Origin of the sequence: Planctomyces sp. SH-PL14 (assembly GCF_001610835.1) — a bacterium.
In the GTDB taxonomy this organism is placed as follows: Bacteria; Planctomycetota; Planctomycetia; order Planctomycetales; family Planctomycetaceae; genus Planctomyces_A.
The window spans coordinates 7,693,040-7,719,452 of record NZ_CP011270.1; the positions used below are offsets into that span (position 1 = coordinate 7,693,040).

General features: G+C 65.7%; 15 protein-coding genes. 9 read left to right on the top strand and 6 right to left on the bottom strand.

What is annotated here, in order from left to right; all coding sequences use genetic code 11:
- The first annotated feature begins 240 nt into the window (after positions 1-240).
- The 3 genes from rpe to accD all read left to right on the top strand — a co-directional run bounded on the left by rpe (position 241) and on the right by accD (position 2,583).
- Positions 241-945 (top strand): ribulose-phosphate 3-epimerase, encoded by a 705-nt coding sequence (gene rpe / locus VT03_RS29625; RefSeq protein WP_075096343.1) that lies wholly within the window; start codon positions 241-243, stop codon positions 943-945.
- A gap of 15 nt (positions 946-960) precedes the next feature.
- Complete coding sequence (locus VT03_RS29630; RefSeq protein ID WP_075096344.1) at positions 961-1,584, top strand: histidine phosphatase family protein; 624 nt, start codon at positions 961-963, stop codon at positions 1,582-1,584.
- A gap of 114 nt (positions 1,585-1,698) precedes the next feature.
- Positions 1,699-2,583 carry an acetyl-CoA carboxylase, carboxyltransferase subunit beta gene (accD, locus tag VT03_RS29635; RefSeq protein ID WP_082846843.1) on the top strand — a complete coding sequence of 295 codons (885 nt, stop codon included), beginning with the start codon at positions 1,699-1,701 and terminating at the stop codon, positions 2,581-2,583.
- Positions 2,584-2,915: 332 nt separating this feature from the next.
- Here accD and VT03_RS29640 read toward each other — a convergent pair whose 3' ends face one another.
- On the bottom strand, positions 2,916-7,691 hold the full coding sequence (locus VT03_RS29640) for a PQQ-binding-like beta-propeller repeat protein (protein ID WP_075096345.1): 4,776 nt from the start codon (positions 7,689-7,691) through the stop codon (positions 2,916-2,918).
- 537 nt (positions 7,692-8,228) lie between these two features.
- The gene (locus VT03_RS29645; RefSeq protein WP_075096346.1) at positions 8,229-9,524 is read right to left on the bottom strand and encodes a Gfo/Idh/MocA family protein; all 1,296 of its coding nucleotides are present in this window, start codon (positions 9,522-9,524) and stop codon (positions 8,229-8,231) included.
- Positions 9,525-9,797: 273 nt separating this feature from the next.
- Here VT03_RS29645 and pckA point away from each other — a divergent pair, with 273 nt between their 5' ends.
- Positions 9,798-11,402 carry a phosphoenolpyruvate carboxykinase (ATP) gene (pckA, locus tag VT03_RS29650; protein WP_231870554.1) on the top strand — a complete coding sequence of 535 codons (1,605 nt, stop codon included), beginning with the start codon at positions 9,798-9,800 and terminating at the stop codon, positions 11,400-11,402.
- 315 nt (positions 11,403-11,717) lie between these two features.
- Positions 11,718-14,540 carry a 2-oxoglutarate dehydrogenase E1 component gene (locus VT03_RS29655; RefSeq protein WP_075096347.1) on the top strand — a complete coding sequence of 941 codons (2,823 nt, stop codon included), beginning with the start codon at positions 11,718-11,720 and terminating at the stop codon, positions 14,538-14,540.
- Between the two features lie 410 nt (positions 14,541-14,950).
- Here VT03_RS29655 and VT03_RS29660 read toward each other — a convergent pair whose 3' ends face one another.
- Positions 14,951-15,394: a hypothetical protein gene (locus tag VT03_RS29660; RefSeq protein WP_156514845.1), complete on the bottom strand. Its 444-nt coding sequence runs from the start codon at positions 15,392-15,394 to the stop codon at positions 14,951-14,953.
- A gap of 59 nt (positions 15,395-15,453) precedes the next feature.
- Complete coding sequence (locus VT03_RS29665) at positions 15,454-17,787, bottom strand: hypothetical protein (RefSeq protein ID WP_075096349.1); 2,334 nt, start codon at positions 17,785-17,787, stop codon at positions 15,454-15,456.
- A gap of 492 nt (positions 17,788-18,279) precedes the next feature.
- Between VT03_RS29665 and VT03_RS29670 the strand changes: the two genes are divergently transcribed.
- From VT03_RS29670 to VT03_RS29680, 3 genes are all read left to right on the top strand, one after another.
- On the top strand, positions 18,280-19,464 hold the full coding sequence (locus tag VT03_RS29670) for a DUF1559 domain-containing protein (RefSeq protein WP_075096350.1): 1,185 nt from the start codon (positions 18,280-18,282) through the stop codon (positions 19,462-19,464).
- Between the two features lie 230 nt (positions 19,465-19,694).
- Positions 19,695-20,825 carry a DUF1559 domain-containing protein gene (locus VT03_RS29675; protein ID WP_075096351.1) on the top strand — a complete coding sequence of 377 codons (1,131 nt, stop codon included), beginning with the start codon at positions 19,695-19,697 and terminating at the stop codon, positions 20,823-20,825.
- Positions 20,826-21,107: 282 nt separating this feature from the next.
- The gene (locus VT03_RS29680) at positions 21,108-22,238 is read left to right on the top strand and encodes a DUF1559 domain-containing protein (RefSeq protein ID WP_197489120.1); all 1,131 of its coding nucleotides are present in this window, start codon (positions 21,108-21,110) and stop codon (positions 22,236-22,238) included.
- Between the two features lie 609 nt (positions 22,239-22,847).
- On the opposite strand, the gene ggt is transcribed toward VT03_RS29680, so the two are convergent.
- Positions 22,848-24,545 carry a gamma-glutamyltransferase gene (gene ggt, locus VT03_RS29685; protein ID WP_075097372.1) on the bottom strand — a complete coding sequence of 566 codons (1,698 nt, stop codon included), beginning with the start codon at positions 24,543-24,545 and terminating at the stop codon, positions 22,848-22,850.
- A gap of 311 nt (positions 24,546-24,856) precedes the next feature.
- On the opposite strand from ggt, the gene VT03_RS29690 reads away from it, so the two are divergent.
- The gene (locus VT03_RS29690; protein ID WP_075096353.1) at positions 24,857-25,678 is read left to right on the top strand and encodes an inositol monophosphatase family protein; all 822 of its coding nucleotides are present in this window, start codon (positions 24,857-24,859) and stop codon (positions 25,676-25,678) included.
- 198 nt (positions 25,679-25,876) lie between these two features.
- Here VT03_RS29690 and VT03_RS29695 read toward each other — a convergent pair whose 3' ends face one another.
- On the bottom strand, positions 25,877-26,200 hold the full coding sequence (locus VT03_RS29695) for a branched-chain amino acid aminotransferase (RefSeq protein WP_075096354.1): 324 nt from the start codon (positions 26,198-26,200) through the stop codon (positions 25,877-25,879).
- Between the last annotated feature and the right edge of the window lie 213 nt (positions 26,201-26,413).

The window sequence follows — 26,413 nt, forward strand, 5'->3', positions numbered from 1 at the left end:
AGCCATCTGCGGCACGGTCCGGAGATGGCTCTCGGTCTATACCGAACCTGTTACGTGCGTTGCTTTTCCGTTTGCCCCTCCGCTGAGGTTCCGCGAACGGAGTGTTCGCTCTGGACGCAACCCGGGCGACTTTGCACAATTTACACTCCCTTCAGATACGCAGTCGGTCGGAAGCGATCGAATGCGAAGCGGAACCAGGATTCTGGTGACCGCATCATTCCTTAAGGATATCCCCTACTGATGGACTATTCGGTCCATGTGCAACGACTGCACGCTCAGCGTCCCGCTATTGCGCCTTCGATGTTGAAGTGCGATTTCGGCGATCTGGCGGGGGATCTTCGGCGGCTTGATGAAGGGCAGGCTCCGGTCATTCACTGGGATGTGATGGACGGGCATTTCGTTCCGAACCTGTCCTACGGGGCGATGGTGATCGAACGGAATCGGGCGCGGACGAAGACCCTCTTCGATGCGCACCTGATGGTGTCCGACCCGGCCAAGTACCTGGACGAATACGTCAAGGCGGGCTGCGAACTCATCACATTCCATATTGAAGCCGTTCCCGACCCGGTCCCGCTGCTCAGACGGATTCGCCAGTCCGGCTGCGGCGCGGGAATTGCCCTGAATCCAAAGACCTCCGTCGAGGCGATTCGGGGCGCGGTCGGAGAATGCGACCTGGTTCTCGTGATGAGCGTGGAACCGGGGTTCGGCGGACAGTCCTTCATCCCCTCCGCTCTGGAGAAGGTGCGGGAAGTCCGGCGGACGTTCGGCAAGGAGGTCCTGATCTCCATCGACGGTGGGATCGGGACAAAGACCATCGCTTCCGCGGCTGAGGCTGGCGCGGATGTGTTTGTGGCGGGTAGCGCCATTTTCGACCAGCCCGACTACCGCACGGCGATCAACGAGCTCAGGCAACTTGCCGAGCAGGGTCGCCGCGGCGCACATTGAGAGCCTTCGGGTTCCATGTCACAGATTGTGATTCGCCCCGGCGAAACGGATTTCGATGTCCAGCATCGGATTCAAGGGGCCCTCGACCTCCCGCTCACCGAGCGGGGCCGGTCGCAGATTAACGAGATCGTGAATCAGCTTCGCGGCCACGATCTCGACGTCATCTACACCTCTCCTTCCGAGCCGGCCCGCTCTACGGCCGAGGCGGTCGGCGAGATCCTCGATGTCCCCGTTCAGCCGATCCCCGGGCTCTGCAATGCCCATCTGGGATTGTGGCAGGGGATGCTCGTCGACGAGATCCGCCGCAAGCAGCCTCGCGTCTTCAAGCAGTGGGAAGACGAGCCGGAGGCGATCTGCCCTCCCGAAGGGGAGTCGTGCGAGGACGTCTATCAGCGGGTCCATCGGGGCCTCCGGAAGCCGATGCGGCGGGACGAGAGTTTCGCCATTGTCGCTTCGGAGCCGGTGGCGACCGTGATCGTCTCGGTCCTCAAGGGGAAGCAGCCCGAGTTCTGCGGTCCCCATACGGGAGGATGTTCCCGGCAGCTCGTCGAGTTTGTTGACGCGGACGCGGAACGTTCCGATGATCTCCTGACTTCCTCCAACCCGTTTTTGTGGTGGCGGGGCGTGGCACAGCAGTGACCGTCTCGGACGCACGGTGGAGGTCCGGGGTCGAGAGTTCAGGGTGAGAGCTGAGCGCGAAACGCCCTCGGCCCTCGCCTTTTGAACCTGGCTTTTCCCTCCCGGGATCCCGAAATGGATGCGGACGCCGTCAACGCGACCGAGAACGGTCTGCCTCAGTCTCCTCCGGATGCCCCTGCGCCGCTGAAAGAGCCGCGCAAGAAACGTGGCGTTCCCGAGGGGCTGTGGATCCGCTGCGAGCGCTGCCAGGCGCCGAACTTCCGCAAGCACCTCGAGCAGAACCTGAACCTCTGCCTGGAGTGCGGCCATCACTTCTACGTCCCGGCCAAGTTGCGGATCGCGCAGCTGCTGGACGCGGACTCGTTTGAAGAGTGGTTCCCGAACCTCATGCCGGTCGATCCGCTCGGGTTCACGGACAAGAAGGCCTACAAGGTCCGTCTGGTCGAGGAGCAGAAGAAGACGGGGATGAACGACGCGTGCGTCGTCGGCAAGGGGTATATGCGGGGCCGTCCGCTCGTCTTCGGCCTGACCGACTCCTCGTTCATCATGGGGAGCATGGGCTCGGTCGTTGGCGAGAAGCTGACGCGGGCGATCGAAGAGGCGACGAAACAGAAGCTGCCGCTCCTCATCATCAGCGGTTCGGGGGGCGGAGCCCGGATGCACGAGGGGATTTTCTCGCTCATGCAGATGGGGAAGGTTTCGGCGGCGCTGGCCCGTTATCACGAATGCGGCGGGCTCTACATTTCTGTCCTGACGAACCCGACGATGGGTGGTGTGGCCGCCAGTTTCGCTTCGCTGGGGGACATCGTGATCGCTGAGCCGGAGGCGCTGATTGGCTTCGCCGGGCCGCGGGTCATCGAGGCGACGGTCAAGCAGAAGCTTCCCGAGGGCTTCCAGAAGAGCGAGTTCCTGCTGAAGAAGGGCTTTGTCGACCGCATTATTCCTCGTCCGGAGCTCCGGACGGAGATTTCGCGGATCATCGACTACTGCACGCGGTAGATCACCGGGTCCAGGGGCACCCTGGTCAGGGGGTGCAGGGGGCAGAATGCCCCTTGCCCGCCGGAGGCCTAGCCGTCGGGGACTGTCTGAAGGAGCACATGTCCAAGCGGGGACAACGTGCCGGATGCCCCCTCACCAACCCGCGGGGATTGCAAAGCAAGCGGTGTCGATTGAGGGAGTCCTCATAGCCGGGACCACAAAACGGACGTCCGTTGTGTCCCACGGTTCCTCATGGAAGTGCCTCCGGCGGCAAGGGGGCGAGGCCCCCTTGACCCCAGCGGCCGTGGCACGTTGGGTTTGAGCCAACAGAACCGCGTCGGCCAGCATGCGGTTTAAATCTCTCGCGCGGGCTCCGTCTGCGGCGGCGGCCCCTCCTTCGGAACCTCCGGCTTCTTGCGGTTCCTCCGACTCTTCGCCCGCTCCGCGTCCGCCGCGTTCGACGGATCGTACAGACGAATGTCGAACACGTTCATACTGTGCTCGACACTCAGGCGATTGAGCGCCTCCGCCTTCCACTGGTAATACTCCTTGTTCCGCAGCCGCGAGAGCTCCTGCGACTGAATCGTCGTCCCCTTCCGCGTGTCGACGACATCGACCGAAGCGGTCCAGGTCTTCGTATCGAGATCCTTCTCCTCCAGCACCATCAGGAACGGCCAGCGGGCGGGACAGTTGTTGCTCACGATCAGCGCCCGGTACTGCGCCGCGTCCCGCTGCCAGATCTTCCGGCCATCGTGCCCCACCACGAACAGCGGCCCCGTGAACTCCGTCCGCAGGTACGACTCGAAGTGCCGGGCCAGGCTGTAAGCATGGATCTGCCGCCGCCGCGGATCGGACTTGTCGGGCTGCTCCCGGTATCCGGTGTTGCCGTAGGTCCACGTGAAGATCCCGTACCGGTGGCCGTCGTCCCGGACGACGAACCCGTCGAGCTTCGGAATCGCGGCCAGCTCCGTCCGGAAGAGCGTCTCACCGGTCCGGAAATGGACGATCTCGAACGCCCCTTCCGGAGTCAGGAACGCGAGGTTCTCGCCATCCGCGGAGGTCCACTCCGTCCCCGGCGGGAAGGCGCGGTTCCAGACGTCGGCCTTCTTGACGGGATCGAACATCCGGTAGCGGATCCCCTCTTTGCTCACCGCGGCGGCCAGGATGTGCCGTCCCCACTCCGCTCCGCGGCGGCTGCGGACGACGTCCTTGGGGACCGACGCTTCCCCAACCTGCGCCCCGTCGGCGGTCCGGTAGATCTGGAGCAGCGGAGAGAATGGAGCGCACAGGACGACGTATTCCTCGTCCATCAGGATCTCGCACCCTTCCGGGAGCTCGCTTCGCGTCCAGTGCAGCTGGCCGGTTGCCGGGTGGACGCAGAACAGGCGATTGCCACGCTGGTAGCACAGGGAGTCGAACGTCGGCTGGCCGACGTTGCCGCAGTGCCCTGCCCCGGTCGGTCCCGGGACGAGCGGCGCCCGGATCCCTTCCCGCAGCTCTTCGGGCATGATCGATCGTCCGCGGAGCTGGCCGGAGAACTGCGACTGCGGGGTGTCGACGAGCGGCTCGTTGAGGACTGATTCACCGGTTGCGGAGTCGACGACCAGGACCCGGTCGACCGAGACATAGACCACCATCCGGCCGATCGGGGCGACGTACCGAGCTCCGAAGAGCCCGTGCCCCGGCTCCACGCCGGTGGCCGCTCCGAGCTGCGTGTCGAACCCGTAGCGGTCCCGCGCCGTGAGAGTCTGTCCGTCCGACGAGACCGCGAACTGCCATCCGTCGAGCGGCCCGCGGGTCGGCCCCCGGACGAGAACCGGCGTGAACTTCGCGTCGGCCGAGCCTTCGGTCGGGGCGTCGGATTCCATCACCGCCGTTTCCCACTTCGGTCGGAGCACGAGCGCTCCCCCCATCGCGGCGTCCCCCTGCCACTGTTTGAGGAGCTGCTCGCCCGTCGTCTCGCCGCGGACCTTGACCTGAGCCCAGTCCGTTTCGAACCGGTCGAGGAGATCGCTGACCGGCTCCGCCTTCCCCCGCCGCAGCCGGAGCTCCACGAGCCGGGCGGCGGCGACCGCCGCGGACTCGTCGGCCGTCGGCCGGGCCGCGACCTGCCAGAGGAGCTGTTCGAGCTGTCGCTCCGCGCGGAGGTTGCCGTCGGGGATGGGAAGTTCGGAGATCGACCGCGCGAGCTGGGGGCTCAGTCCGCCCCGCTCAAGGGCCGCGAATGCGAGGGAGGCGTCCTTCTGGCGGACCGTTTCGATCCAGGCGCGGGCCGATTCCCTCAGCTCGGCGGCATTCGCGGCCGACGAGAGAAGCCGTTCGATCCGTCCGCGGATCCACCGCTCATTGGAGACCGACAGGTTCGCTTCCAGCTCTTGGGAGCCCGGGGCAAACGGGATCTGCAGGTACTCGTCGAGAGCCTCCGCCGTCCGTCCCGCTTTCTCGAGCCCCTCGGCGCTCGCCAGGTGGAGCCAGAACTTCTGCTCGGGATCCTGCGCCAGTTTGCGGATCTCCTCCACGTGGACCTGGCCGCGGGCGTAGTCCATTCTCAGGACCGCCAGGAGCGACTGGACGAGGAGGCGGCGGGTCGCGGCGGAATCCCGGGCTTCGAGCGCCGTCCGGAGATCCTGCTGTCCTTCGGAGCTGCTCCCTTCGTGGAGCCGCAGCGTTCCGCGGTCGGAGAGGGCGTCGGGATCGCGGGGGTTCTTGGCGAGGGTGGCCTCGATCTCCTGCCGCGCGCGGTCGAGCGCGGGGAGGCCGCAGACGCGCGTTGCCGTCTGGAGAATGATCTGCCCGTTCCCGGCCGCGAGGTTGGTCGACCGGACCCCGTCCGGCAGTGCGGACTGGGCGAGGATCTGCCCGTTCCGGAGGTCGATCGTGGCGAGTTCCCCCTGGGCGAGGGGGAGCGTGAGCCGCCCGTCCTGGCGGAAGCCGCGACCGGAGACGCCGGGGGCGTCGAGGGAGCACCGCCACAGGAGTTTCCATGACGCGATCTCGCGGGCCTCCACGGCCCGCTGTTCCACCACGATCACCCGGTCCGGCTCGGCGGCGGCGATGTAGAGCCCTTCCCCGCGCTCCCGCGGAGGCCAGAGCGGGGTGCCGGTTTCGAGATCGAGGGCGTGGAGGCGGTTGTCGTCGTTGGGGGTCAGGAGCACGGTCCGGCCGGCGATTGTCGGGAGCGAGTCCCACCAACCGATCTCCCGCATCTGGTCCTGTACGACCATGTCTTCGCCGTTATGGCCGGCGTTGATCTGCTGCATGAACATCAGATTGCGGTTGGGCTGCGGATCGGCCGGCCGGTAGCGGTGCGACCAGACGACGCTGCGGAGCGTCGGATCGACCGCGGTGACGACGCCGTCCGCGAGCTCGCAGACGAGGAGCCCCTTGTCGAGGACCGGCATCAGCCCCCCCATCCGCCGGGGGACGTTGTCGAGCAGCGACGCGTTGGTCGTCGGGTTCAGCAGGGGGAGCGACCACAGGACTTCGCCGTGCGCGGCGGCGGGATCGGGCGAAAGGGCGAACAGTTTCACCTGGCCCCGGTCCTCGCCCAGGACATACAGGACGTCGTCCGCCGGCAGCGGCGGCCCCAGGAAGTAGACTCCCGGCAGGCCCACCGGAAGATCATCGGCTGGGGTCGGCTGGTCGCGGGGGCCGGGCGGGAAGTCGGCGAGCCCTCCGACGGAGGGGCGGCCTCCCATGCTCCAGCGGATCGTCCCTTCCGTCGCGATGTCGAAGGCGACGAGGCGGTTGTCGGACCGGGGGGGCGGGGCGTTGCGGGCGACCATCGGACCGAAGGGAAGCGTCCGCGGCGAGACCATCATCCCCGTGTCGACGATGGCGTAGACGCGGCGTCCGTCGGAGGAGAGGTTTGCGGCGGTGCGGTTGACCCACGCCCGTTGGGAGAGGAATGCGTCGAGCAGCCGGCTGGGAATCAGCGAGCCGTCGGTCTTGGTGTTGAGGCGGTTCAGTGTCTGGAACGTGCCGTCGACCTCGACGGTGGTCCAGCGGAACGCGCCGGTCCGGGCGTCGAAGGCCTTGAGCGAGGCGGGCCCGGAGACGATCACCGTCCCGCCGACGACGAGCGGCATTCCGGCGGGGGCCAGCGGCTGCTTGAGGAGGTTCTGCGCGACGAACTTCTCTTCCAGCCCCTTGAGCTTGTCCTGCACGGACTTGACGTTGGCCAGGATGCCGGGCTCGGTGGGGAAGATCGGATCGATGTCGAAACCGTCGATCAGCGTTCCGGCCCACGCGCCGCGGGCGATCGGCGAAGCGGGCATCGCGCGGGTCGGCCCGGAGGCGGAGCCGCGGGGGAGGCGCCATTCCTGTACGGCCGATTCCAGGGGCGCGCGCGGGGCGACGCCGGTCACCTGGGTGAGCCAGCGCGGGGCGTCCCCTGCCCCGTCGAAGAGGGGCCCCTGGCGGCCGAGGGCCGAGACCGGAGCGGGGTGGGCGGCTTTCAGGCGGGCGAGGACGTTGGCGGCGGCGAGTTCGTCGCCGGAGGCTCGCCAGAACTGGGCGGCGGAGAGGGCGAGGTCGGGGCGGTCGGGAAGGCGCTGGCGGCGGGCGAGGTGTCCATCGAGGACACGGGCGGCGCGGTCGAACTCACCCTGGTCGGCGAGGGCGTTGGCGAGGCCAGCGAGGGCGGCTTCGCCGGTGGAGGTCCAGCCGAACCGGCGGACGACTTCGGCGAGGCCGGCGACGCTTCGATCGGTGAGGGCCTGATCGAAGAGCTTGCGGGCTTCGGGATTGAACTGGCGGTCGTAGACGGCGCGGAATTCGGCGGGGGAGCGGGCGAGGAGTTCGTCGATCCGGGCCCGCATTCCTTTGTCGACGCGGTAGTCGGCGAGGAGGAAGTAGTCGTAGGGTTGGTCGAGGAGTTCCTGGAGGGATTCGGCGGCCTTGGCGTATCCGTCGGCTCCGCTGGCGAGGGCGGCTTCGACTTCGAGGAGCAGCGATTGCGCGCGGTAGTCGCGCGGCATTTGCTGGGCGTGGATGACTTCGGGGCTGGCGGCGGGTTCGGCCTGGGGGAAGTTGAACTGGGCCGGCAGAGTGCTGGGGAGGAGCAGGAGGAGGGTCAGCGCGGTGGCTGTTCTCCACCTGTTCAGTCCCTGAAGCCGGCATCCTGTCATGAGAGTCTCCAACGCGATCTCTGGTTGGAAAAACCGGAGGATCTAGCGAAGCGATCGGCGCAGTTTCAAGAATACTGGTTGGTGATGCGGCGGGTCTACGGAGAGTGGCGTGAGGGAAGGAAAGCGTTGTTGAACCGGGTCCAGGGGCACCCTGGTGGGGAGTGCAGAGGGGCAACGCCCCTTTGCCCGCCGGAGGCTTGGCCGTCGGGAGATGTCTGAAGGAGATCGTGTCCAGACGCGGACAACGTGCCGGATGCCCCTCACCAACCTGCGGAGATTGCAAAGCCAGCTGTGTGATGTGAGGGAGTCCTCAACGCTGGTCCCACAAGGGGGACGTCCGTTGTGTCCCACGGTTCCTCATGGAAGTGCCTCCGGCGGCAAGGGGGCGGGGCCCCCTTGACCCCAGGCTGCCGTCGCACGTTGGGTTTGAGCTATGGGAGTCGTGCCGGCACGCAGGTTGTTCGAGCGGCAATGAAAAGACCCCTCGGCGAATGTTCGCCGAGGGGTCGAAGGATTCATCGCGATGAAGCGACCCGCTTACGCCTTCACGCCCGGCATCGCCACCGGAGCGACCGGGAGATCCGTCCAGGCATATTCCGACGGGCCCAGCTTCGTCTCCGACTTGAGCAGGTCCTCCCAGGTGATCCGCTTGCCCGTGTAAGCAGCTTCGCGGCCCAGGATCGTCATCAGCGTGCTGTTGACCATGTACGCGCCATTGTTGATCGGCTCACCCTTCCGGATCGCCGCGAACAACGCGTTGTGCTCCAGCTGATACATATCGCCGCCGAGCTTGTCCGAGCTCCACGGCTTCTCCCCTTCGATCCGGGCCTTGTCGCTCTGGATGTGGCAGAGTCCCTTGGTCCCATAGATCGTGTCGGAGACGTCCGGATAGCACCCGGCCTGCTGACGGCACCGGCCAAACCCGCGAACGCCGTCGTCGTACTCGTATTCGACCGCGAAGTGGTCGTAGATGTGGCCGTACGCGGCATCGGTCCGGGTCTGACGACCCCCGGTCGCCGAGGCGGCAATCGGAGCCTTGTCGCCGACGGCCCAAGCCATCTTGTCGACGCTGTGGATCGCCTGCTCGGAGAGGTGATCCCCCGAGAGCCACGTGAAGTACAGCCAGTTCCGCATCTGCCACTCGACGTCCGACCACCCCTCCTTGCGGCCGTGGTTCCACAGGCCGCCGGTGAAGTAGCTGCACCGCATCGCGACGACATCGCCGATGTCGCCGGCGTGCACCCGCTGCATCGCCTCCCGGATCGCCGGGTGGTACCGCCAGCACAGGCCGGAAACGACGTTGAGCTTCTTCTCCTTCGCCTTCTCGCACGAGGCGAGGACCGACAGCGAGCCGGGGACGTCCACGGCGATCGGCTTTTCGGCGAAGATGTGAATCCCCTTCTCGACCGCGGCCGCGATCTGGGCCGGGCGGAAGTGCGGCGGCGAGGCGAGCAGGACGACGTCGACCCCGCTGTCGATCAGCTTCTGATAGCAGTCGAAGCCGACGAACTTGTGATCGTCCGCGACGTCGACCTTGTCCTTGAGGTCCTTCTGACCGCTCAGGATCGTGACGCACTGGTTGAGGCGGTCGTCGAAGGCGTCGGCCACCGCGACGAGCTTGACGTTCGGGTCGGCCCGCAGAGCCTGGCTGGCGGCGCCGGTCCCCCGGCCTCCGCAGCCGACGAGGCCGACCTTCAGGACATCGCTCCCCGCGGCGTGGACCGCCGAAGCGGCGCCGAACGAGGAAAGCAAGCCGCCGCTGAGCGCCAGTCCCGTGGACGTTTTCATGAACTCCCGGCGGGATCGGTTCTCAGACGGTTTCACTTCGGACATGCGGACTTCTCCACAAAACAAGACGGACAATTTCGGACAACGCGTCGCTTCAACACAACGTCGCTGAGGACCCCACCGCAGCGGGGGCGAGCAAAACCAGTGTAAACGGCGCGAGGCGGGAAGTCACCGGTATCGAATCTTTCCGATGGGTGCGGTCCGCCCGGCGGTGACGCTTGGCAGGCGCGGCGGTGGTGTCGATCATAAGGCCGACGCTCACTGCTGCGACCCGGCCGCGCCTCGCCGGTCGCCCCGCAAGGAAAGGAACTCCCGACCGTGGCTGACATCGACGACAGCGCCGCACCGTTCGACCTCGCTTCGCTGGGACTGACCGTTGCCGAAGTCCACCGCAACCTCTCCCCCTCCGTCCTGTACGAAGAAGCGATCCGCCACGAGCCGGGAACGACCATTTCCGATACCGGGGCCCTGATCGCCTACTCCGGGAAGAAGACCGGCCGGTCTCCGAAGGACAAGCGCGTCGTCCGGCATCCGGAGTCGGAGCGGGATGTCTGGTGGGGACCGGTCAACTTCCCGCTCGATGAGATCACGTTCGCCATCAACCGCGAACGGGCGATCGACTACCTCAACACACGGCCGCGGCTCTATGTCGTCGATGGCTACGCCGGCTGGGATCCCGCGACGCAGATCAAGGTCCGGGTCGTCTGTGCCCGGCCCTACCACGCGTTGTTCATGCACAACATGCTGATCCGGCCGACGGACCAGGAGCTCCGGACGTACGGGCAGCCGGACCTGGTGATCCTGAACGCCGGCCGCTTCCCGGCGAACCGCTTCACGACCGGCATGACCTCGACCACGAGCGTCGACCTGAGCCTGGAGAAGAAGGAGGTCGTGATCCTGGGGACGGAGTACGCCGGCGAGATGAAGAAGGCGGTCTTCACGTACATGAACTACGCGATGCCGCGGTCGGGCATCCTCTCGATGCACTGCTCGGCGACGGCGGACCGCGCAACGGGGGACTCGGCAGTCCTGTTCGGCCTCTCGGGGACCGGCAAGACGACGCTTTCGGCGGATCCGAAGCGGGACCTGATCGGCGACGACGAGCACTGCTGGTCCGATACCGGGGTCTTCAACATCGAGGGGGGCTGCTACGCCAAGGCGGTCTACCTGACCCGTGAGGCGGAGCCGCAGATCTTCGACGCGCTCCGGTTCGGCGCGGTCCTCGAGAACGTGGTCTACGACAAGGCGCACCACCACGTCGATTTCGGGAACACGAGCATCACGGAGAACACCCGCGGGGCGTATCCGATCGAGTTCATCCCGAACGCCAAGGTCCCGTGCATCGCCGGGCATCCGAAGCACCTCATTTTCCTGACGTGCGACGCCTTTGGCGTGCTGCCGCCGGTGGCCCGCCTGACCCCGGAACAGGCGGAGTATCACTTCATCAGCGGATACACGGCCAAGGTGGCGGGGACGGAAGTCGGCGTGAAGGAGCCCGAGGCGGTCTTTTCCCCGTGCTTTGGCGGGCCGTTCCTGGTGTGGCATCCGGGGAAGTACGCCGAGCTGCTCTCGGACAAGATCCGCCGGCACGGTGCGGATGTGTGGCTGGTCAATACGGGATGGTCCGGCGGGCCGTACGGAGTCGGAGCCCGGATGAAGCTCGGCTACACGCGGGCCATCATCGACGCCATCTACAGCGGTGAACTGCGGGACGCTCCGACGAAGGTCGACCCGACATTCGGCATTCACACCGTCCTCAAGTGTCCCGGTGTGCCGGACGCGGTTCTCGATCCTCGGACGACCTGGCCGGACAGTGCCGCCTACGATGCGGCGGCGGCCGATCTCGCCAAGCGGTTCCATGCCAACTTCGCCCGCTTCAAGGACGGAGTGCGGCCGGCGGTGATCGAGGCGGGACCGCGGTAAGACGCCGTGAGAGCCGCGGTTCCGCGAAAGGGGCTCTTCTCTGCGGTCGATTATGCATTCGCGGGAGCCATCCGCTGCTCGATTCGAGTAGCGAATGCTGCTCCCGCGATGGGATTCGGCGGGCCAATACAGACCGATTCCCGATGAAAATACCCAGGCGGCAGATTCCGCAAGGTCGTCCCAGGCTTCCCGTTTCGACATTGATTTCCGCTGGGCGGTCCCCTATGGATTCCACAGTAGAGGTTCCTGCTCGATGGGAATGACGCCGGGTTTTCGCGTGGAAATCCGCCTCTTCTCCCGCATCCGCGTACCACCATGGCCGTCCCCGCCACGATCTCTCCCCAGCTCAGCAGCCAAAGTCTCTCCTACATCGAAAGCCTGTACGCCGACTACACGGCCGGCAAGACCGACGCGGTTCCGGCCGAGTGGCAGGCCTACTTCCATGAGCTGAGCAACGGTCACGCGAACGGGACGACGACGACGACCTGGTCCGACCAGCCGCCGTTCCCGCAGCACAGCATCTTCAACCCTCCCGGGGCCGGGGCCGCGAAGCAGGACTTCCGCGACGAGCAGCGGATGGGAGCCGCCGCCCAGCAGGAGCGGCTGGACGACCTGATCCGCAACTACCGCGTCATGGGCCACATGGCGGCCTCGCTCGACCCGCTCGGGACGGTCCGCCCCGCCCCGCCGGAGCTCGATCCGGCCAACTACGGATTCACGAAAGAAGACGAGAACCGCGAGTTCTCCACCTACACGATGGGTGGTCCGGACGTCCGGACCCTCGGGCACATCGTCCACTGGCTCAAGCAGACGTACTGCCGGTCGATCGGCGTGCAGTACATGCACATCAACAACTCCAAGGTCCGCGACTGGCTCAAGGAGCGGATGGAGTCGACGGGGAACCGGGCCAAGCTCAGCCGGGACGAGCAGAAGCGGATTCTTGAGCGTCTCTGTGACGCGGAGCTCTTCGAGGAGTTCATCTCGGTCAAGTTCCAGGGAGCCAAGAGTTTTTCGCTGGAAGGGGGCGAGGCCCTCATCCCGATGCTCGACATGGCGATCGAGCGGGCCGGTGAAGAAGGGGTCCGCGAGATCGTCATCGGGATGGCCCACCGCGGCCGCCTGAACGTCCTCGCGAACATCATGGGGAAGAACCCGCGGCAGATTTACCGCGAGTTCATGGACCAGGATCCCAAGCTCCACTACGGCCGCGGCGACGTGAAGTACCACATGGGGTACAGCACGAACTACACCGCGAAGAACGGCAACCGGGTCCACCTGTCGCTCTGCTTCAACCCCAGCCACCTCGAATACGTCAACACGGTGGCCCAGGGGCGCATGGCGGCCAAGATGGACCGCTTCAAGGACTTCGACCGCCGCAACGGCTGCGTGTTCCTGATCCACGGGGACGCGGCGTTCATCGGCGAAGGGATCGTGCAGGAGACGCTGAACCTCTCGCAGCTCGAGGGCTACAAGGTCGGCGGGACGATCCACATCATCATCAACAATCAGGTCGGCTTCACGACCGATCCCTCCGACGCCCGCTCGACGGAGTACGCCTCCGACATCGCCAAGATGCTGGAGATCCCGATTTTCCATGTGAACGGCGAAGATCCGGAAGCGGTCGCCCAGGTCGTTCGTCTCGCAATGGACTTCCGCAAGGAGTTCCAGCGGGATGTCGTGATCGACATGTACTGCTACCGTCGTCGCGGTCACAACGAAAACGACGAGCCCGAGTTCACGCAGCCGCTGATGTACAAGAACATCAAGCAGCGGCCGTCGGTGTTCGACGCCTACCTCAAGGGGCTCAAGTACCTGACGAAGGAGGAGTCGGACTCGATCGAGGCGGAGCGGAAGGCGAAGCTGGAAGCGGAGCTCCAGGCCGCGAAGGCAGAGGACTTCAAGCGCGAGTTCCACCACATGGGGGGGATCTGGGCGCACTTCACCGGGGGCCTGGCCTCGAATGCCGACAACCCGGTGACATCGCTCGACCGCCTCAAGGCGATGGATCTGCTGCAGGCGGTGTCACAGGCGCCGTCCGGCTTCACGCCGCATCCGAAGGTCGCCCGCGTTCTCGACGGCCGGCGGAACATGGCGGCCGGCAAGCAGCCCCTCGACTGGGGCGGCGCCGAGATGCTGGCTTACGCCTCGATTGTGGCGGACGGCCACCGGCTCCGCATGACCGGTCAGGACGTCCGCCGCGGCACGTTCAGCCATCGGCATGCGGTTCTGACCGACTACGAGAACGGGACGCCTTACCCGCTGCTGTCGAATATCTCGAAGGACCGCGGCCGGGTGGCGATGTTCAACAGTCCGCTCTCCGAGGCGGGAGTGCTGGGCTTCGAGTATGGCTACAGCCTGGACATGCCCGAGGGCCTGACGGTCTGGGAAGCGCAGTTCGGCGACTTCGCCAACGCGGCCCAGGTGATCATCGATCAGTTCATCTCGAGCGCGGAGGACAAGTGGGACCGCCTGAGCGGTCTCGTGATGCTCCTGCCGCACGGTTATGAGGGACAGGGGCCGGAGCACTCAAGTGCCCGGCTGGAGCGGTTCCTGAGCCTGGCCGCGGACGACAACATGCAGATCGTCCAGCCTTCGACCCCGGCTCAGTTCTTCCACATGCTTCGCCGGCAGGTGAAGCGGAAGTGGAAGAAGCCGCTCGTCGTCATGACGCCGAAGCAACTCCTCCGCTGGCCCGCCTGCATCTCGTCGCTCGACGACATCACGCACGGTTCGTTCCAGTCGGTCATTGGCGATCCGGTGGCGGAGGCCAAGGCCGGAGAGGTGAAGCGGATCCTGCTCTGTTCAGGCCGTGTGTACTACGACCTGGTCGACCAGCGGGCGAAGGCGGAGCGGAGCGACGTGGCGATCATCCGCGTCGAGGAGCTTTATCCGGTTCCTGAGGCGGCGCTGAAGCAGGCGCTCGCTCCTTACAAGGACGGGATTTCGGCGATCTGGGTGCAGGATGAGCCGGAGAACATGGGGGCCTGGCGGTTCCTTCGCGTGATGCTTGGGGAGAAGCTGTTCAAGCGGTTCCCGTTCTATTACGTGTCTCGTTCGCCGTCTCCGAGTCCGGCGGTTGGTTCGGGCCGGATGCACAAGGATGAGCAGGCGGAGATTCTGGGCCGTGCGTTTATGTGATTTGAGTGTTTGATGAACAGGACCCGTCGTTTGCCGTTGTGGTGGACGACGGGTTTTTGTTTGCGCGGGTGAATAAAACCGGGGTCCAGGGGGCTACCCCTGGTGGGGGATGCAAGGGGGCCACGCCCCCTTGCCCGCCGGAGGCCTGGCCGTCGAGAGACGTCTGAAGGAGATCGTGTCCAAACGCGGACAACGTGCCGTATGCCCCCTCACCAACCCGCGGGGAGTGCAAAGCGAGCGGTGAGTCCTCAACGTCGGTTCCACAAAGGGGACGCCCGTTGTTTACCACGGTTCCTCATCGAAAATGCCTCCGGCGGCAAGGGGGCGTGGCCCCCTTGACCCCAGGCTGCCGTCGCACAATGGGTTTGAGCGAACAGCACTTCGCCGGCGAGGACGGTGTTCGCGCGACCTCAGGCTGCTTCCATCCGCCGCTCGAGCTCCGCCGTCAGCGCCTTGTGACAGACCACAAACGCTCCCACTCCGTCCTCATCCGTCACATACGCCTGAATCAGCGCCGTCTCCCACATGTCATCCCCGGCCGCCCCATGCCGCTCCGCCAGCGCCGACCGCACCGACGCCACCGCATCGCCGCCAAAGAAACCGTGCAGCACCGCCACGGTGTCGTCGACGCACTCGACGAGCAGCGTCTCCACCACCCCGCCCAGCACCTCGAGCTTCGCCGCGTCGGCATCGATCGACACCCGGCGGATTCCCCGCTTGATCGACGCCGGAGTGTTCAGCTCCGGAGCGTCCTCCAGGGCATCCGCGGCGAAACGGGAGAAGAGATCCGCCAGCGTCGTCTCGCCGACATAGATCCCCGCAAGTTCAAAGGCGTTTCCGGAAGCGGCAGACATCGTGACCTTGGAGTAGACAAAGGAAACTGCAAAGAACGGAACCGGAACATCCCGGCCGCTCACTTCTGTATGTCGATCTTGGCCCACACCGGCCGCTCGCGGTCCCCCGTGATCCCCAGCCGCTGCAGCGTCGCCGAGACATCGGGCTTCACGAAGTCCCGGAACCGCCCGCCGTTGTTGACGTGCACCGTGATCCGCTTGTCGAAATCGACGAGCTCCGGCGTCAGCCACAGCGTCGACCGCCGGCCGGGATTCGAGACGTAGATCGTCCCCCCCGCCGTGATCTTCCCCGAGACCGTCATCGGCGTGATCTTCGCCCCCGGCGAGTCCCACAGCGGCGGCCGCAGAATGTCGGCCGGGAACGCCGAACAGGTGAGCCAGCCGAACTCGTTATCGGTTACGCGGAGCGTGCTCGCTTCGAACGTCCCCCGGTCTTTCAGCGGAGGGCGGCGGACGGTCTCGAGCCAGTCGAACAGCCGCGGAAGCTCCTCGCGGTAGTTCTCGTAGCCGCGGGCCTTGAAGTCGCAGATCGTCACATCCTGCTTGACCCGCATCCGGTTGAGGTCCCGGGCGTTGTCCTGGCGGACGCCGGGAGACTCCCGCTCTCCGGAGACGACGTACCACGCAATGTCCTGGGCGTTCTCATAGAGGTGCGACGATGACCGGTAGCTGTGCCCGCAGATCGGCACCGCCCCCGCGAACAGGTCCGGGGTCGCGGTCGCCATGTCGAACACCGCGTCGCCGCCGGCGCCGTGTCCGGCGATCGTCACCCGGTCGGAGTCGATCGAGAACCGCTTCCGCGCGTGCAGCAGCGTTTCGATAATCGCCCGGTGGGCCTCGGGCGAGTGGCTGTAGGCGGTCTCGCCGTCGGCGAAGTAATGCGGGGCCAGCACGATGTAGCCGCGGCGGATCGCCCAGCCATCGGGCCCGCCATCGCCGGCACCCGCCCACCAGCGGAGCTCGTCTTCCGGAGTCTTCCCCACGTCGTGCAGGACGACGATCGCCGGGTAGCGATGACGGGGAGAGTATTCGGGCGGAAGGATGGCGGAGTACTTGACCGGAGCGCCGACGTTCATCGGCTCCGTGATCGCGACGTCGTGGACCGTGCGGGGCTGCGTGGAGACCGGCTCGAATGGCAGCGGGAGCTGCGGAACCATCTGGACCAGCTTCTCGACCGTCAGGTTCTCGACTCCCCTCAGCTCTTCGAACAGCTCCTCCTGGCGGGGAGGATTCCGCTCCGCCCGCAGGGCTTCGAGGGCCAGGAACCGCGCGTTCCACAGGCGGACCGCGTCCTGGATCTCGAGACCGGCCGCGGCGTCTCCCAGCACCCAGCCGGAATAGGCGAGGGCCAGCTGCTGCTTGGGAGTCAGGTCGGGATCCCGCTCCGAGCGGACGAACGTCGCCAGCCGCGGCAGCGTCTCGTAGTGCAGCTCGTCCGCGAGCTGCGAGCGGAGCGGCCGGAGCCGGTCCGCCAGCTCCGGCTCGACCTTGGCCTGAAGCTCGTCGAGCCGCATCAGGATCCGGTTGCGGGAGTCGAGAGCGGCGTCGTAGGTGGCCAGGATCTCGTCCGCCTGCCGGACGATCTCGGCGCTGATCCCGTCGCGGGGGAAGACCCGGGCGTATTCGTAAGCCAGGGCATGCTGCCCCGCCGCGATCCGCCGCTGGATCTCGTTGATTCCTTTGAGCGCGAACCCCTCGGCAATCTGCGGCCGGAGAGAATCGGCCCAGTCCTTGAGTGACGGAAAGTCCTGGACGGCGTTCTGCAGCTCGCTGTCCGCCTCCGGATACATCTGGGCCTGAATGAAGAGGAGCACGACCGCTTTGCGGTCCTGTTCGTTCTTGGGGTCGATCCCGAGTTCGAGGACCGATCTGAGGGTCTCGACCGGGAGCGAGCTCGGGAGGACCGCGAACTCCCAGCTGTAGTCGAGCCCTTCGACTTTGACGGCATCCGGCGAGATTTCCGTGATCCCCAGCGAGATCGCGAGGTCCTTGTTCCGGACCGTCAGCGTCACCATCCCATGGCCGGTGTCGTTGAAGGGCCGGACATCGCGGAACCCGCCGATTACCTCCGGCCCGCTCGTTCGCCCGGTCTTCCGCTGCGGAATCTTGATCCGGACCCGACCGGCGAGGTCGTCCACTTCCTTGAGGTCCGCCACCCGTTTCCAGGGGACGAAGTACTGGCGGACCTCGTCGTCGATCATGACGAAGGGGTTGCTGACGGTCGGGCCGGCGTTGTTCTGCTGGGCGGTCCGGTTGTTGAGCCCCGGAACCCGGCTGGCGATCCCCCGGTAGATGAGGCCGTTCTTGAGCCGCACCGTGTCGGCGGACGCGGAACTCCCCGCAAGGAGCGACGCGACGAGCAGGAGCGCCGGGAGGGAGACGCGATCGATCACGGACCGGATACCTCGGGATCGTTCACTCCGGTGTCGACTCGTCGACACCGATTCGGGCAGAGAGCGGAAGAACGGCGGCGGGATCAGGGGAGGTCGGAACGGGGAACGGGGCTGGCAGGAGGATCGATCGAAACCATCGGCCGCGGGGGCGCGGCCGTCCCCGACATGATCGAATCCTCCCGCCGCGAATACCAGAAAAATTCCGGGCAACCGCTTCCGCCGCGACGACCCGTTTCCCTTGCCCAAGGCTCACAGTCGGAACAGCTTTCCCGACGCGTCGCGGATGAGGCCTCTTCACGCGGTATGAAGCGGACGTCAAGAAGAACTTAAGTTTCGCTGTGGCAAGGGCTTCGACCTGGTCGGATTCAGCTCGATTTCAGGCAATCGCGCGGAACCTCGCTCCCCGCGCCGCGATTCAGGTCCAGCTTCGCGAATACGGGCAAGCCGCCAGGTCACGGGCGTCTTTTCATTCTTTTCTATGAAGGCAGGAGCATGCGCACTCGAGTCGGACAACGGGGTTTCACACTCATCGAATTGCTGGTCGTCATCGCCATCATCGCCGTCCTGGTGGCGATTCTCCTCCCGGCCGTGCAGCAGGCGCGGGAAGCGGCCCGTCGCAGCACCTGCAAGAACAACCTCAAGCAGATCGGGCTGGCTCTCCACAACTACGAGTCCGCCTACAAGCGGTTCCCGAGCGGCGGGAAAGGGATGGATGCCGTCGCCAGCACGACGCAGGCTTCGAGCCTGAAGATCGGCTCGGTCGGATACGCGCCGAACTGGGACGGCACCGCCGGCAAGTACGGCGTCGGAGTCGATCCGCACTCGACGCTGACCTCGCTGCTTCCCTACGTCGACCAGGCGCCGGTCTACAACACGATGTCGCTGGCTCTCCCCTACAACTCCACGCTCGGCACCGTCGGGGCCCGGAACAAGGATGCGACCTCGACCAAGGTCGCGGCGTTCCTGTGCCCCAGCAACGGGGTCTATGTCGACGATGCGGCCGGTTTCGGGCAGACCGACTACGCTCCCACGGTCTTTACCGACGTCGAGACGACCGACGGCAGCACGACGCTCGGCCAGAGCCGGCCTCCCGTCCCTGGTTCGTCCACGACGGCGCTTGGCCGGCGTCCAGGCGCTCTCGCTCTCGGGGGAACGGCGATGGGGCTGCTCGTCGACGGTACGAGTAATACCGTGGCGATTGCGGAGTCCGCCGGCCGGGAATGGGCCGTCGCCAACAGCAGCAGCAACTTCGGCTTTGGTGCGGATCCCTACAGCGGGAACACGGTCCTGGGGGTCGTGACCGCCGACACGTGCGGAGGAAACCGCTGTCCGAACCGCTGGGGCGAGCCGGCGAGCGGAATGGGAGTGACCGGGGGATGCGGCAACTCGGCCGCCACGCCGGGGTCGACTTTCAATCCGGGCCGGCTCATCAACAACCACAACCGGCCGACCGGCGGGAATGTGGCGGCCGTCGCTCCGGACACCGCCGCCAGCCTCTGGTCGACGCGGGACTGCGGCCCCAATGACGAGATGTTCAGCTTCCACACCGGCGGGATCCAGGCCGTGTTCGCTGACGGGGCCGTGCGGTTCCTGTCTGAGAACACGGACGCCTCCGTCGTCGCCCGGCTCATTGCCCGGGCTGATGGGGAGCAGGTCGATCTGCCGTCCACCAACTGAAGCCGTTCTTCAAAACGACACAGTCTTTTTGCAGCGGAGGCTCTGTCTAAGCGCCGGCCACCGCACCCGACGACGGGGGCGGTGGCCGGTTCGATCACCTTAAGAGAAAGAGAGAAAATCTCCAGAAGTCCCGATTTTCAAGGATGCGTTCAGGAAATGATCAGGTTACGTTAACGCTCTCTTCTTGTTGAATTAACGTTCCGTTCATTTCTCATTTCTGGAGGTTCGCTATGGGACGGTCTCGTCGAGGTTTTACTCTCATTGAGCTGCTGGTGGTCATTGCGATCATCGCAGTGCTGGTGGCGATTCTGCTGCCGGCCGTGCAGCAGGCACGGGAAGCGGCTCGCCGCAGCACCTGCAAGAACAATCTGAAGCAGTTGGGACTGGCTCTCCACAACTACGAGTCCGCCTACAAGCGGTTCCCGTCGGGTGGCGAAGGAACGGACTGGACCGGGACCGCCGCGTCGTACCTCGTGAACCCCGGGTATCCGATGCCGCCGATGGCGGGCACCCAGATGGGAACGGCGTTCGATACGCACTCGACATTCACGTCGCTGCTGCCGTACTTCGACCAGGCTCCGGTCTACAACTCGATGGACCTGAAGCTGCAGTACAACGCAGCCGGGACGTCGACGGCCGCCACGAACAACCGTGCTGCCGCGAAGACGAAGATCGCCGCGCTGCTCTGCCCGAGCAACGGGGTGTATGTCGACGACGCGAATGGCTACGGCCAGACCGACTACATGCCGACCGTCTACACGGACATCGTGGTCGCGACGACCGACCTGACTGGCATGACGAGCACCAGCGTCGCTCCTGGCCGCCCGAACCCGGCTGCGGCTCCGAACCGGAACTCGCGCCGTGACGGCTGCCTCGCTCTGGGCGGTACGGCCATGGGCCTGATCACCGACGGAACGAGCAACACGATCGCGCTCGGCGAAGACGCCGGGAAGCAGTACCTGATCGCCAACGGCGGCATGCGGAGCCCGTACACGGCTCCGACCGCGAACGGCGGCGTGACGGAAGGTTGTGCGGACAGCGGTGGATCGGGTACGGCCAACCGTTGCCCGAACCGCTGGGCCGATCCGGACAACGGTGCCGGCGTGAACGGCCCGGGTTGCGGAACGTTCCGCCTGATCAACAACAATAACCGCCCGACCGGCGGTATCCCGGCTTGTCCCTGGACGCAGAACAACATCGGTCCGACCGGCGAACTGTTCAGCTTCCACACCGGCGGCATCCAGGCCGTGTTTGCTGACGGGGCCGTGCGGTTCCTGTCGGAAAACGCGGACGGAGCCGTTGTGGCCAAGCTGGTCGCCCGGTCCGACGGAGAGCAGGTCGACCTGCCGTCCACGAACTGACCTTACGGAGTTGTCTCCCCTCGAACCGTGTTCGTCACGGTTCGAGGGGCTTTCCCCCGACCCGAATGCGGGGCCATTCAGGAAGGCTTTATCGACTGGACGAACTTCACGGGCGGATCGGGATTCGCCGGTGAGGCGTCACCGGAGCGATGAAACTCCACATATCGGGGGTCGTTTACCGTTTCAGCTTGACATTCTTTGAAGAAACTTCATCCTAGACACTGAATCTCTGTTCTGGAGATTCGGTCGTTTTCCCATTTCTTCTTTTTGGGGATGAAGTCGATGCAAAGGTCTCGTCGCGGTTTTACTCTCATTGAACTGCTGGTGGTCATTGCGATCATCGCAGTGCTGGTGGCGATTCTGCTGCCGGCCGTGCAGCAGGCACGGGAAGCGGCTCGCCGCAGCACCTGCAAGAACAATCTGAAGCAGTTGGGACTGGCTCTCCACAACTACGAGTCCGCCTACAAGCGGTTCCCGTCGGGTGGCGAAGGAACGGACTGGACCGGCACCGCCGCCTCGAACCTCGTGAACCCGGCGTATCCGGCGCCTCCGGCTGCCGGCCCGGCGATGGGAACGGCGTTCGATACGCACTCGACGTTCACGTCGCTGCTGCCGTACTTCGACCAGGCTCCGGTCTACAACTCGATGGACCTGAAGCTGCAGTACAACGCAGCCGGGACGTCGACGGCCGCCACGAACAACCGTGCTGCCGCGAAGACGAAGATCGCCGCGCTGCTCTGCCCGAGCAACGGGGTGTATGTCGACGACGCGAACGGCTACGGCCAGACCGACTACATGCCGACCGTCTATACGGACATCGTGGTCGCGACGACCGACCTGACCGGCATGACGAGCACCAGCGTCGCTCCTGGCCGCCCGAACCCGGCTGCGGCTCCGAACCGGAACTCGCGCCGTGACGGCTGCCTCTCCCTCGGTGGTACGGCCATGGGCCTGATCACTGACGGAACGAGCAACACGATTGCGATCGGCGAAGACGCCGGCAAGCAGTACCTGATCGCCAACGGCGGCATGCGGAGCAAGTACACCGCTCCGACCGCGAACGGCGGCGTGACGGAAGGTTGTGCGGACAGCGGTGGATCGGGTACGGCCAACCGTTGCCCGAACCGTTGGGCCGATCCGGATAACGGCAGCGGCGTGTCGGGCCCGGGCTGCGGGACGTTCCGCCTGATCAACAACAACAACCGCCCGACCGGCGGCATCCCGGCTTGCCCTTGGACGCAGAACAACATCGGTCCGAACGACGAGCTGTTCAGCTTCCACACCGGCGGCATCCAGGCCGTGTTCGCTGACGGAGCCGTGCGGTTCCTGTCGGAAAACATGGACGGAGCCGTTGTGGCCAAGCTGGTCGCCCGGTCCGACGGAGAGCAGGTCGACCTGCCGTCCACGAACTGATCGGTCCTGCTGGACTTGATGGAATGCCGAAAGCCCTCCTGAGCAATCAGGAGGGCTTTCTTTTTTGATGGATCGTCAGCGGGATACGGGCGGAAGCTCTGCGGCTGCGATGGGGATCGAGGGACAGTGGTTCTGCCGGTCAGGGGCCGGATTGGTGAGGTGAGGCGAGCCGGGGGCCGGAGAGGTCCGTGGGTGGGGCGCGGTTCTCGAGCAGAGAGCGCGAGTCCATCGTCTGCGCGAACCGCGTCCTTGCCGGCACAGCGTCCATTGCTCAAGCCCAACGTGCCACGGCAGTCGGGGTCAAGGGGGTCTTGCCCCCTTGCCGCCGGAGGCACTTCCACGAGGAACCGTGGAAAGCAACGGATGTCCGCTTTGTGGAACCGGCTATGAGGACTCCCTCACCCGACACCGCTCGCTTTGCAATCCCCGCGGGTTGGTGAGGGGGCGTCCGGCGCGTCGTCCTCGCTTGGGCACTCACTTCTTCAGACATCTCTCGACGGCCAGGCCTCCGGCGGGCAAAGGGCCAAAAAACAACACAGGCCCCTCTGCACTCCCCACCAGGGGGACCCTGGACCCGGTGAGTGAATGGCATGGCCGCTTTATTGCTTGCTAATAGCCTGCGGCCGAGCCGTCTTTTCTCGCTTCCGTTCCACCATGCAGCACGCCCCGCGGACGATCGATCAGGATCCCCTGGAAACCGCCGTAACCGCCCGGAGAGACGATCACCGTGTGCCCCCGCTCCCCGAGCGCCTTCCGCACCCCCTCGGTGATCCCGCTCTCCACATAGACCGTCCCGCCATTCGGCGCGGCCGGCTCGCCGGTCGGCGACGCGGAGCCGCGGTGCAGCACGCGGGCCGCGTCCCCCGCCGCCTGCACGTTCATCTTGAAGTCGATCAGGTTCACCAGCACCTGCACATGCCCCTGCGGCTGCATGTCCCCCCCCATGACGCCAAACACGAAGTACGGCAGGCCGTCCTTCGTCACCATGGCCGGGATGATCGTGTGGAACGGCCGCTTGTGAGGCTCGAGCTTGTTGGGATGCTGTTCGTCGAGAGCGAAGAGGCACCCCCGATTCTGCATCGCGAAGCCGACCTGCCCGGGAACGATCTGGCTTCCGAACCCAAAGTACAGGCTCTGAATCAGGGAGCAGCAGTTCCCCTCGGCATCGACCACGCTCAGGCAGATCGTGTCCCCTTTCTTGAGCGGATCGCCGGGGGGAACCTCGGGAGCCGCCTTGTTCGGGTCGATCCGCTTCCGCTGCCGGACCGCGTAGTCCTTGGAGATCAGCTCCGCCGTGGGGACCTGGGCGAAAGCGGGGTCCGCGTAGAACCGGGCCCGATCGGCAAAGGCCAGCTTCTTGGCCTCCACCAGCAGGTGCAGGTAGTCCGCCGAGCCGGGCCCCATCTTGGAGAGGTCATAGGCTTCCAGGATGTTGAGCATCTGCAGGACGGCGATCCCCTGCCCGTTGGGAGGAAGCTCCCAGACGTCGAAGCCGCGGTAGTTCGTCGAGACCGGCGAGATCCATTCGCTCGTGTGCGCCTCGAAGTCCTTCGGAGTCAGGTATCCGCCGTTGGCGGCGCTGTACTCGCAGATCTGCCGGGCGATCTCTCCCTTGTAAAAGGCGTCCCGCCCTTCCGTCGCCAGGCGACGGTAACTCGCGGCCAGCTCGGGGTTGGAGAAGACTTCGCCCACCGCCGGGGCCTTCCCCTCGCGAAGGTAGGTCCGGGCCGCGTCCGGGGACATCGCCAGCGAACTGGCGGCGTCGGCCCAGTGTCCGGCGATCACTTCGGTGACGGGGAATCCTGACTCCGCGATTTCGATTGCCGGTTCGAGTAGCGCCTTGAGGTCTTTCCGCCCGAACTTGGCGCGGAGCTGTTCCCAGCCGTCGACGCAGCCGGGAACCGACCAGGAAAGGGGGCCGGACTCGGGAATCTGCGTCAGTTTCTTCTCGGCGAAGACTTCCCGCGTCAGCGAGTAGGGGCTCCGCCCGGAGGCGTTCAGTCCGTAAAGCTTCTGGGTTTTGGCGTCCCAGTACAGGACGAAGAGGTCGCCGCCGATTCCGCAGCTCATCGGCTCGACGGCGCCGAGGACGGCGTTGGCGGCAATCGCCGCGTCGGCGGCGGTGCCCCCCGCGCGGAGCATCTCGAGACCGACCTGCGAAGCGAGCGGGTGACTCGTCGCGACCATCCCCTTGCGTCCGAGGACCGGGGAGCGGGACTGATGCGGAAAGGGGCCGGGACGGTCGTACGCTGTGGCGGACGTTCCCCACACGGAAAACAGCAGGGTCGCCAGAACAACCGACCGCATCGACATCATCTCCCCCCTCCCCCCCGGGCCACGCGTGAGGACACTACCGGACAGGTTGCCGACGTCGCAAGTTCTCCGGTGAACAGGGGAAGAAATTTCGCTCGACGGTGAATTCACGCCCCCGCTCGCGGCCGGGTTTACCCTGCTCTTCGCTCCCGGATGGCCCCCTTCACCACCCTGTTTCGGACGGGGAGGCCGCCCGATCCCGTCAGTGTCCGTTGATGGAAGCCGCCCGGCAGCCTGGGGTTTCTGGACGCGCGCGGCCCGGTCGTCCAAGCTACGGCTGGTCGCGAAGTCCCCAGAGAACAGGCATGGCTCCTCAGAACCTTCCTCCGCATCCGCAACTCCGAACCGCCGTCGCGGCCGCCGACGTCGCGGGAGAGATCCTCAAGTCGTACTTTCGCGGGACCTTCAACGTTCACGTGAAGGATGGTCCGGACGTCGTGACGCAGGCCGACCTCGACGCAGAAAAGGCGATCCTGGCGCGAATCCGGGAAGAGTATCCGGACGATCAGTTCCTGGCGGAGGAGAGCGCCCGGGATGCGGTGGAGTCGCCGCGGCTGTGGATCATCGACCCGGTCGATGGGACGACGAACTTCCTGCACGGCGTGCCGCAGTTTGCGGTTTCGATCGCGTACTACGAGAGCGGCCGGCCGGTGTGCGGTGTCGTCTACAACCCGATCCTGGGGGACTGGTACACGGCGCTCGCCGGGAGCGGAGCGTGGTACAACGATGAGCCCGCCCGGGTTTCCTCGGCGACCGAACTCGAGAAGGCGCTGCTGGCGACCGGCTTTTACTACGATCGCGGTCCGCTCATGGAGGGGACCGTCGAGGCGGTGCGGGAGGTGTTCCGCCGCGGGGTGCACTGCGTCCGGCGGATGGGGGCGGCCTCGCTGGACCTGGCCTACGTGGGGACGGGCCGGTTCGGGGCGTACTTTGAGTACCTGCTTTCGCCGTGGGACTTCGCGGCGGGGCGGCTGTTTGTCGAGGAGGCAGGAGGGCGGGTGACCGATTGCCTCGGAGCGCCGCTCCCGATGGCGCGGACGCACATCCTGGCGACGAACGGTCCCCTGCACGGTGTCGTTCAGGAGATTGCGGGAAAGCACCTTCCCGCTGCGTCGCCGAAAAACTAGCCCCTGTTTGGAAGCTCACACCAGCCCGATGCGCAAGCGAGGGACGACGCGGAAATTCCCTCGCTTGCGCGTCGGGCTGGTGTTGGCAGGACGCTTTCGAGATCCGTTTTCAAGCAGAGCCAGTCCCGGAAAACGAACATGCCTCGCGTGAAAACGCGAGGCATGGCGAGGGAAAAGTCCCGATCCGGGGGCGTTGGCTCAGTCGTGGTACTTGCCCGACTCGCCGCGGCTGCCGCTGTTGTCGCAGGAGAGGTCGTACTGGCCGTCGCAGAAGTCTTCGCCGTCTTCGAAGCAGCTTCCCTTGACGCAGCCCTTGTGGCCCGAGACGCCGCTGTAGCGGAACGTCTGGTTGACGCTGCCGTAGGCCGAGCCGACGTCTTCGAGTTCTTCGTTGATGCCCCAGGCCACTTCGGACAGGCCGACGACCATGCTGAGCACGGCGATCGTGGCGATGAGGACGAGTTCGGCGGACACAACGAAACCGGCTTCGTCGGCGATCAGCTTGTGAGCGAGATGAATCATGATGTCTCCACGGGAATCGGGGGTTGAGTGTTCCCCGGTGTGATCTCGGTACCGGGGTGGTGTTCGTACGAGATGTAAAGCAGGGTGAATGCCAATCTTTCTTGACACCGAAAAACGGCGAGCCTGTTAGCGGCTGGCGGATTTGTAAACTGCTCTGGCGATGGCGTTTACGGCGATGCTTCTAATGTTTCGTCCGTCCCCGGACTGAACTGC

Bases quoted from the DNA above. Each gene is read 5' to 3' on its own strand.
- rpe (WP_075096343.1), top strand. From the start codon at position 241: ATGGACTATTCGGTCCATGTGCAACGACTGCACGCTCAGCGTCCCGCT.
- VT03_RS29630 (WP_075096344.1), top strand. From the start codon at position 961: ATGTCACAGATTGTGATTCGCCCCGGCGAAACGGATTTCGATGTCCAG.
- accD (WP_082846843.1), top strand. From the start codon at position 1,699: ATGGATGCGGACGCCGTCAACGCGACCGAGAACGGTCTGCCTCAGTCT.
- VT03_RS29640 (WP_075096345.1), bottom strand. From the start codon at position 7,691: ATGACAGGATGCCGGCTTCAGGGACTGAACAGGTGGAGAACAGCCACC.
- VT03_RS29645 (WP_075096346.1), bottom strand. From the start codon at position 9,524: ATGTCCGAAGTGAAACCGTCTGAGAACCGATCCCGCCGGGAGTTCATG.
- VT03_RS29655 (WP_075096347.1), top strand. From the start codon at position 11,718: ATGGCCGTCCCCGCCACGATCTCTCCCCAGCTCAGCAGCCAAAGTCTC.
- VT03_RS29660 (WP_156514845.1), bottom strand. From the start codon at position 15,394: ATGTCTGCCGCTTCCGGAAACGCCTTTGAACTTGCGGGGATCTATGTC.
- VT03_RS29670 (WP_075096350.1), top strand. From the start codon at position 18,280: ATGCGCACTCGAGTCGGACAACGGGGTTTCACACTCATCGAATTGCTG.
- VT03_RS29675 (WP_075096351.1), top strand. From the start codon at position 19,695: ATGGGACGGTCTCGTCGAGGTTTTACTCTCATTGAGCTGCTGGTGGTC.
- VT03_RS29680 (WP_197489120.1), top strand. From the start codon at position 21,108: ATGCAAAGGTCTCGTCGCGGTTTTACTCTCATTGAACTGCTGGTGGTC.
- ggt (WP_075097372.1), bottom strand. From the start codon at position 24,545: ATGCGGTCGGTTGTTCTGGCGACCCTGCTGTTTTCCGTGTGGGGAACG.
- VT03_RS29690 (WP_075096353.1), top strand. From the start codon at position 24,857: ATGGCTCCTCAGAACCTTCCTCCGCATCCGCAACTCCGAACCGCCGTC.
- VT03_RS29695 (WP_075096354.1), bottom strand. From the start codon at position 26,200: ATGATTCATCTCGCTCACAAGCTGATCGCCGACGAAGCCGGTTTCGTT.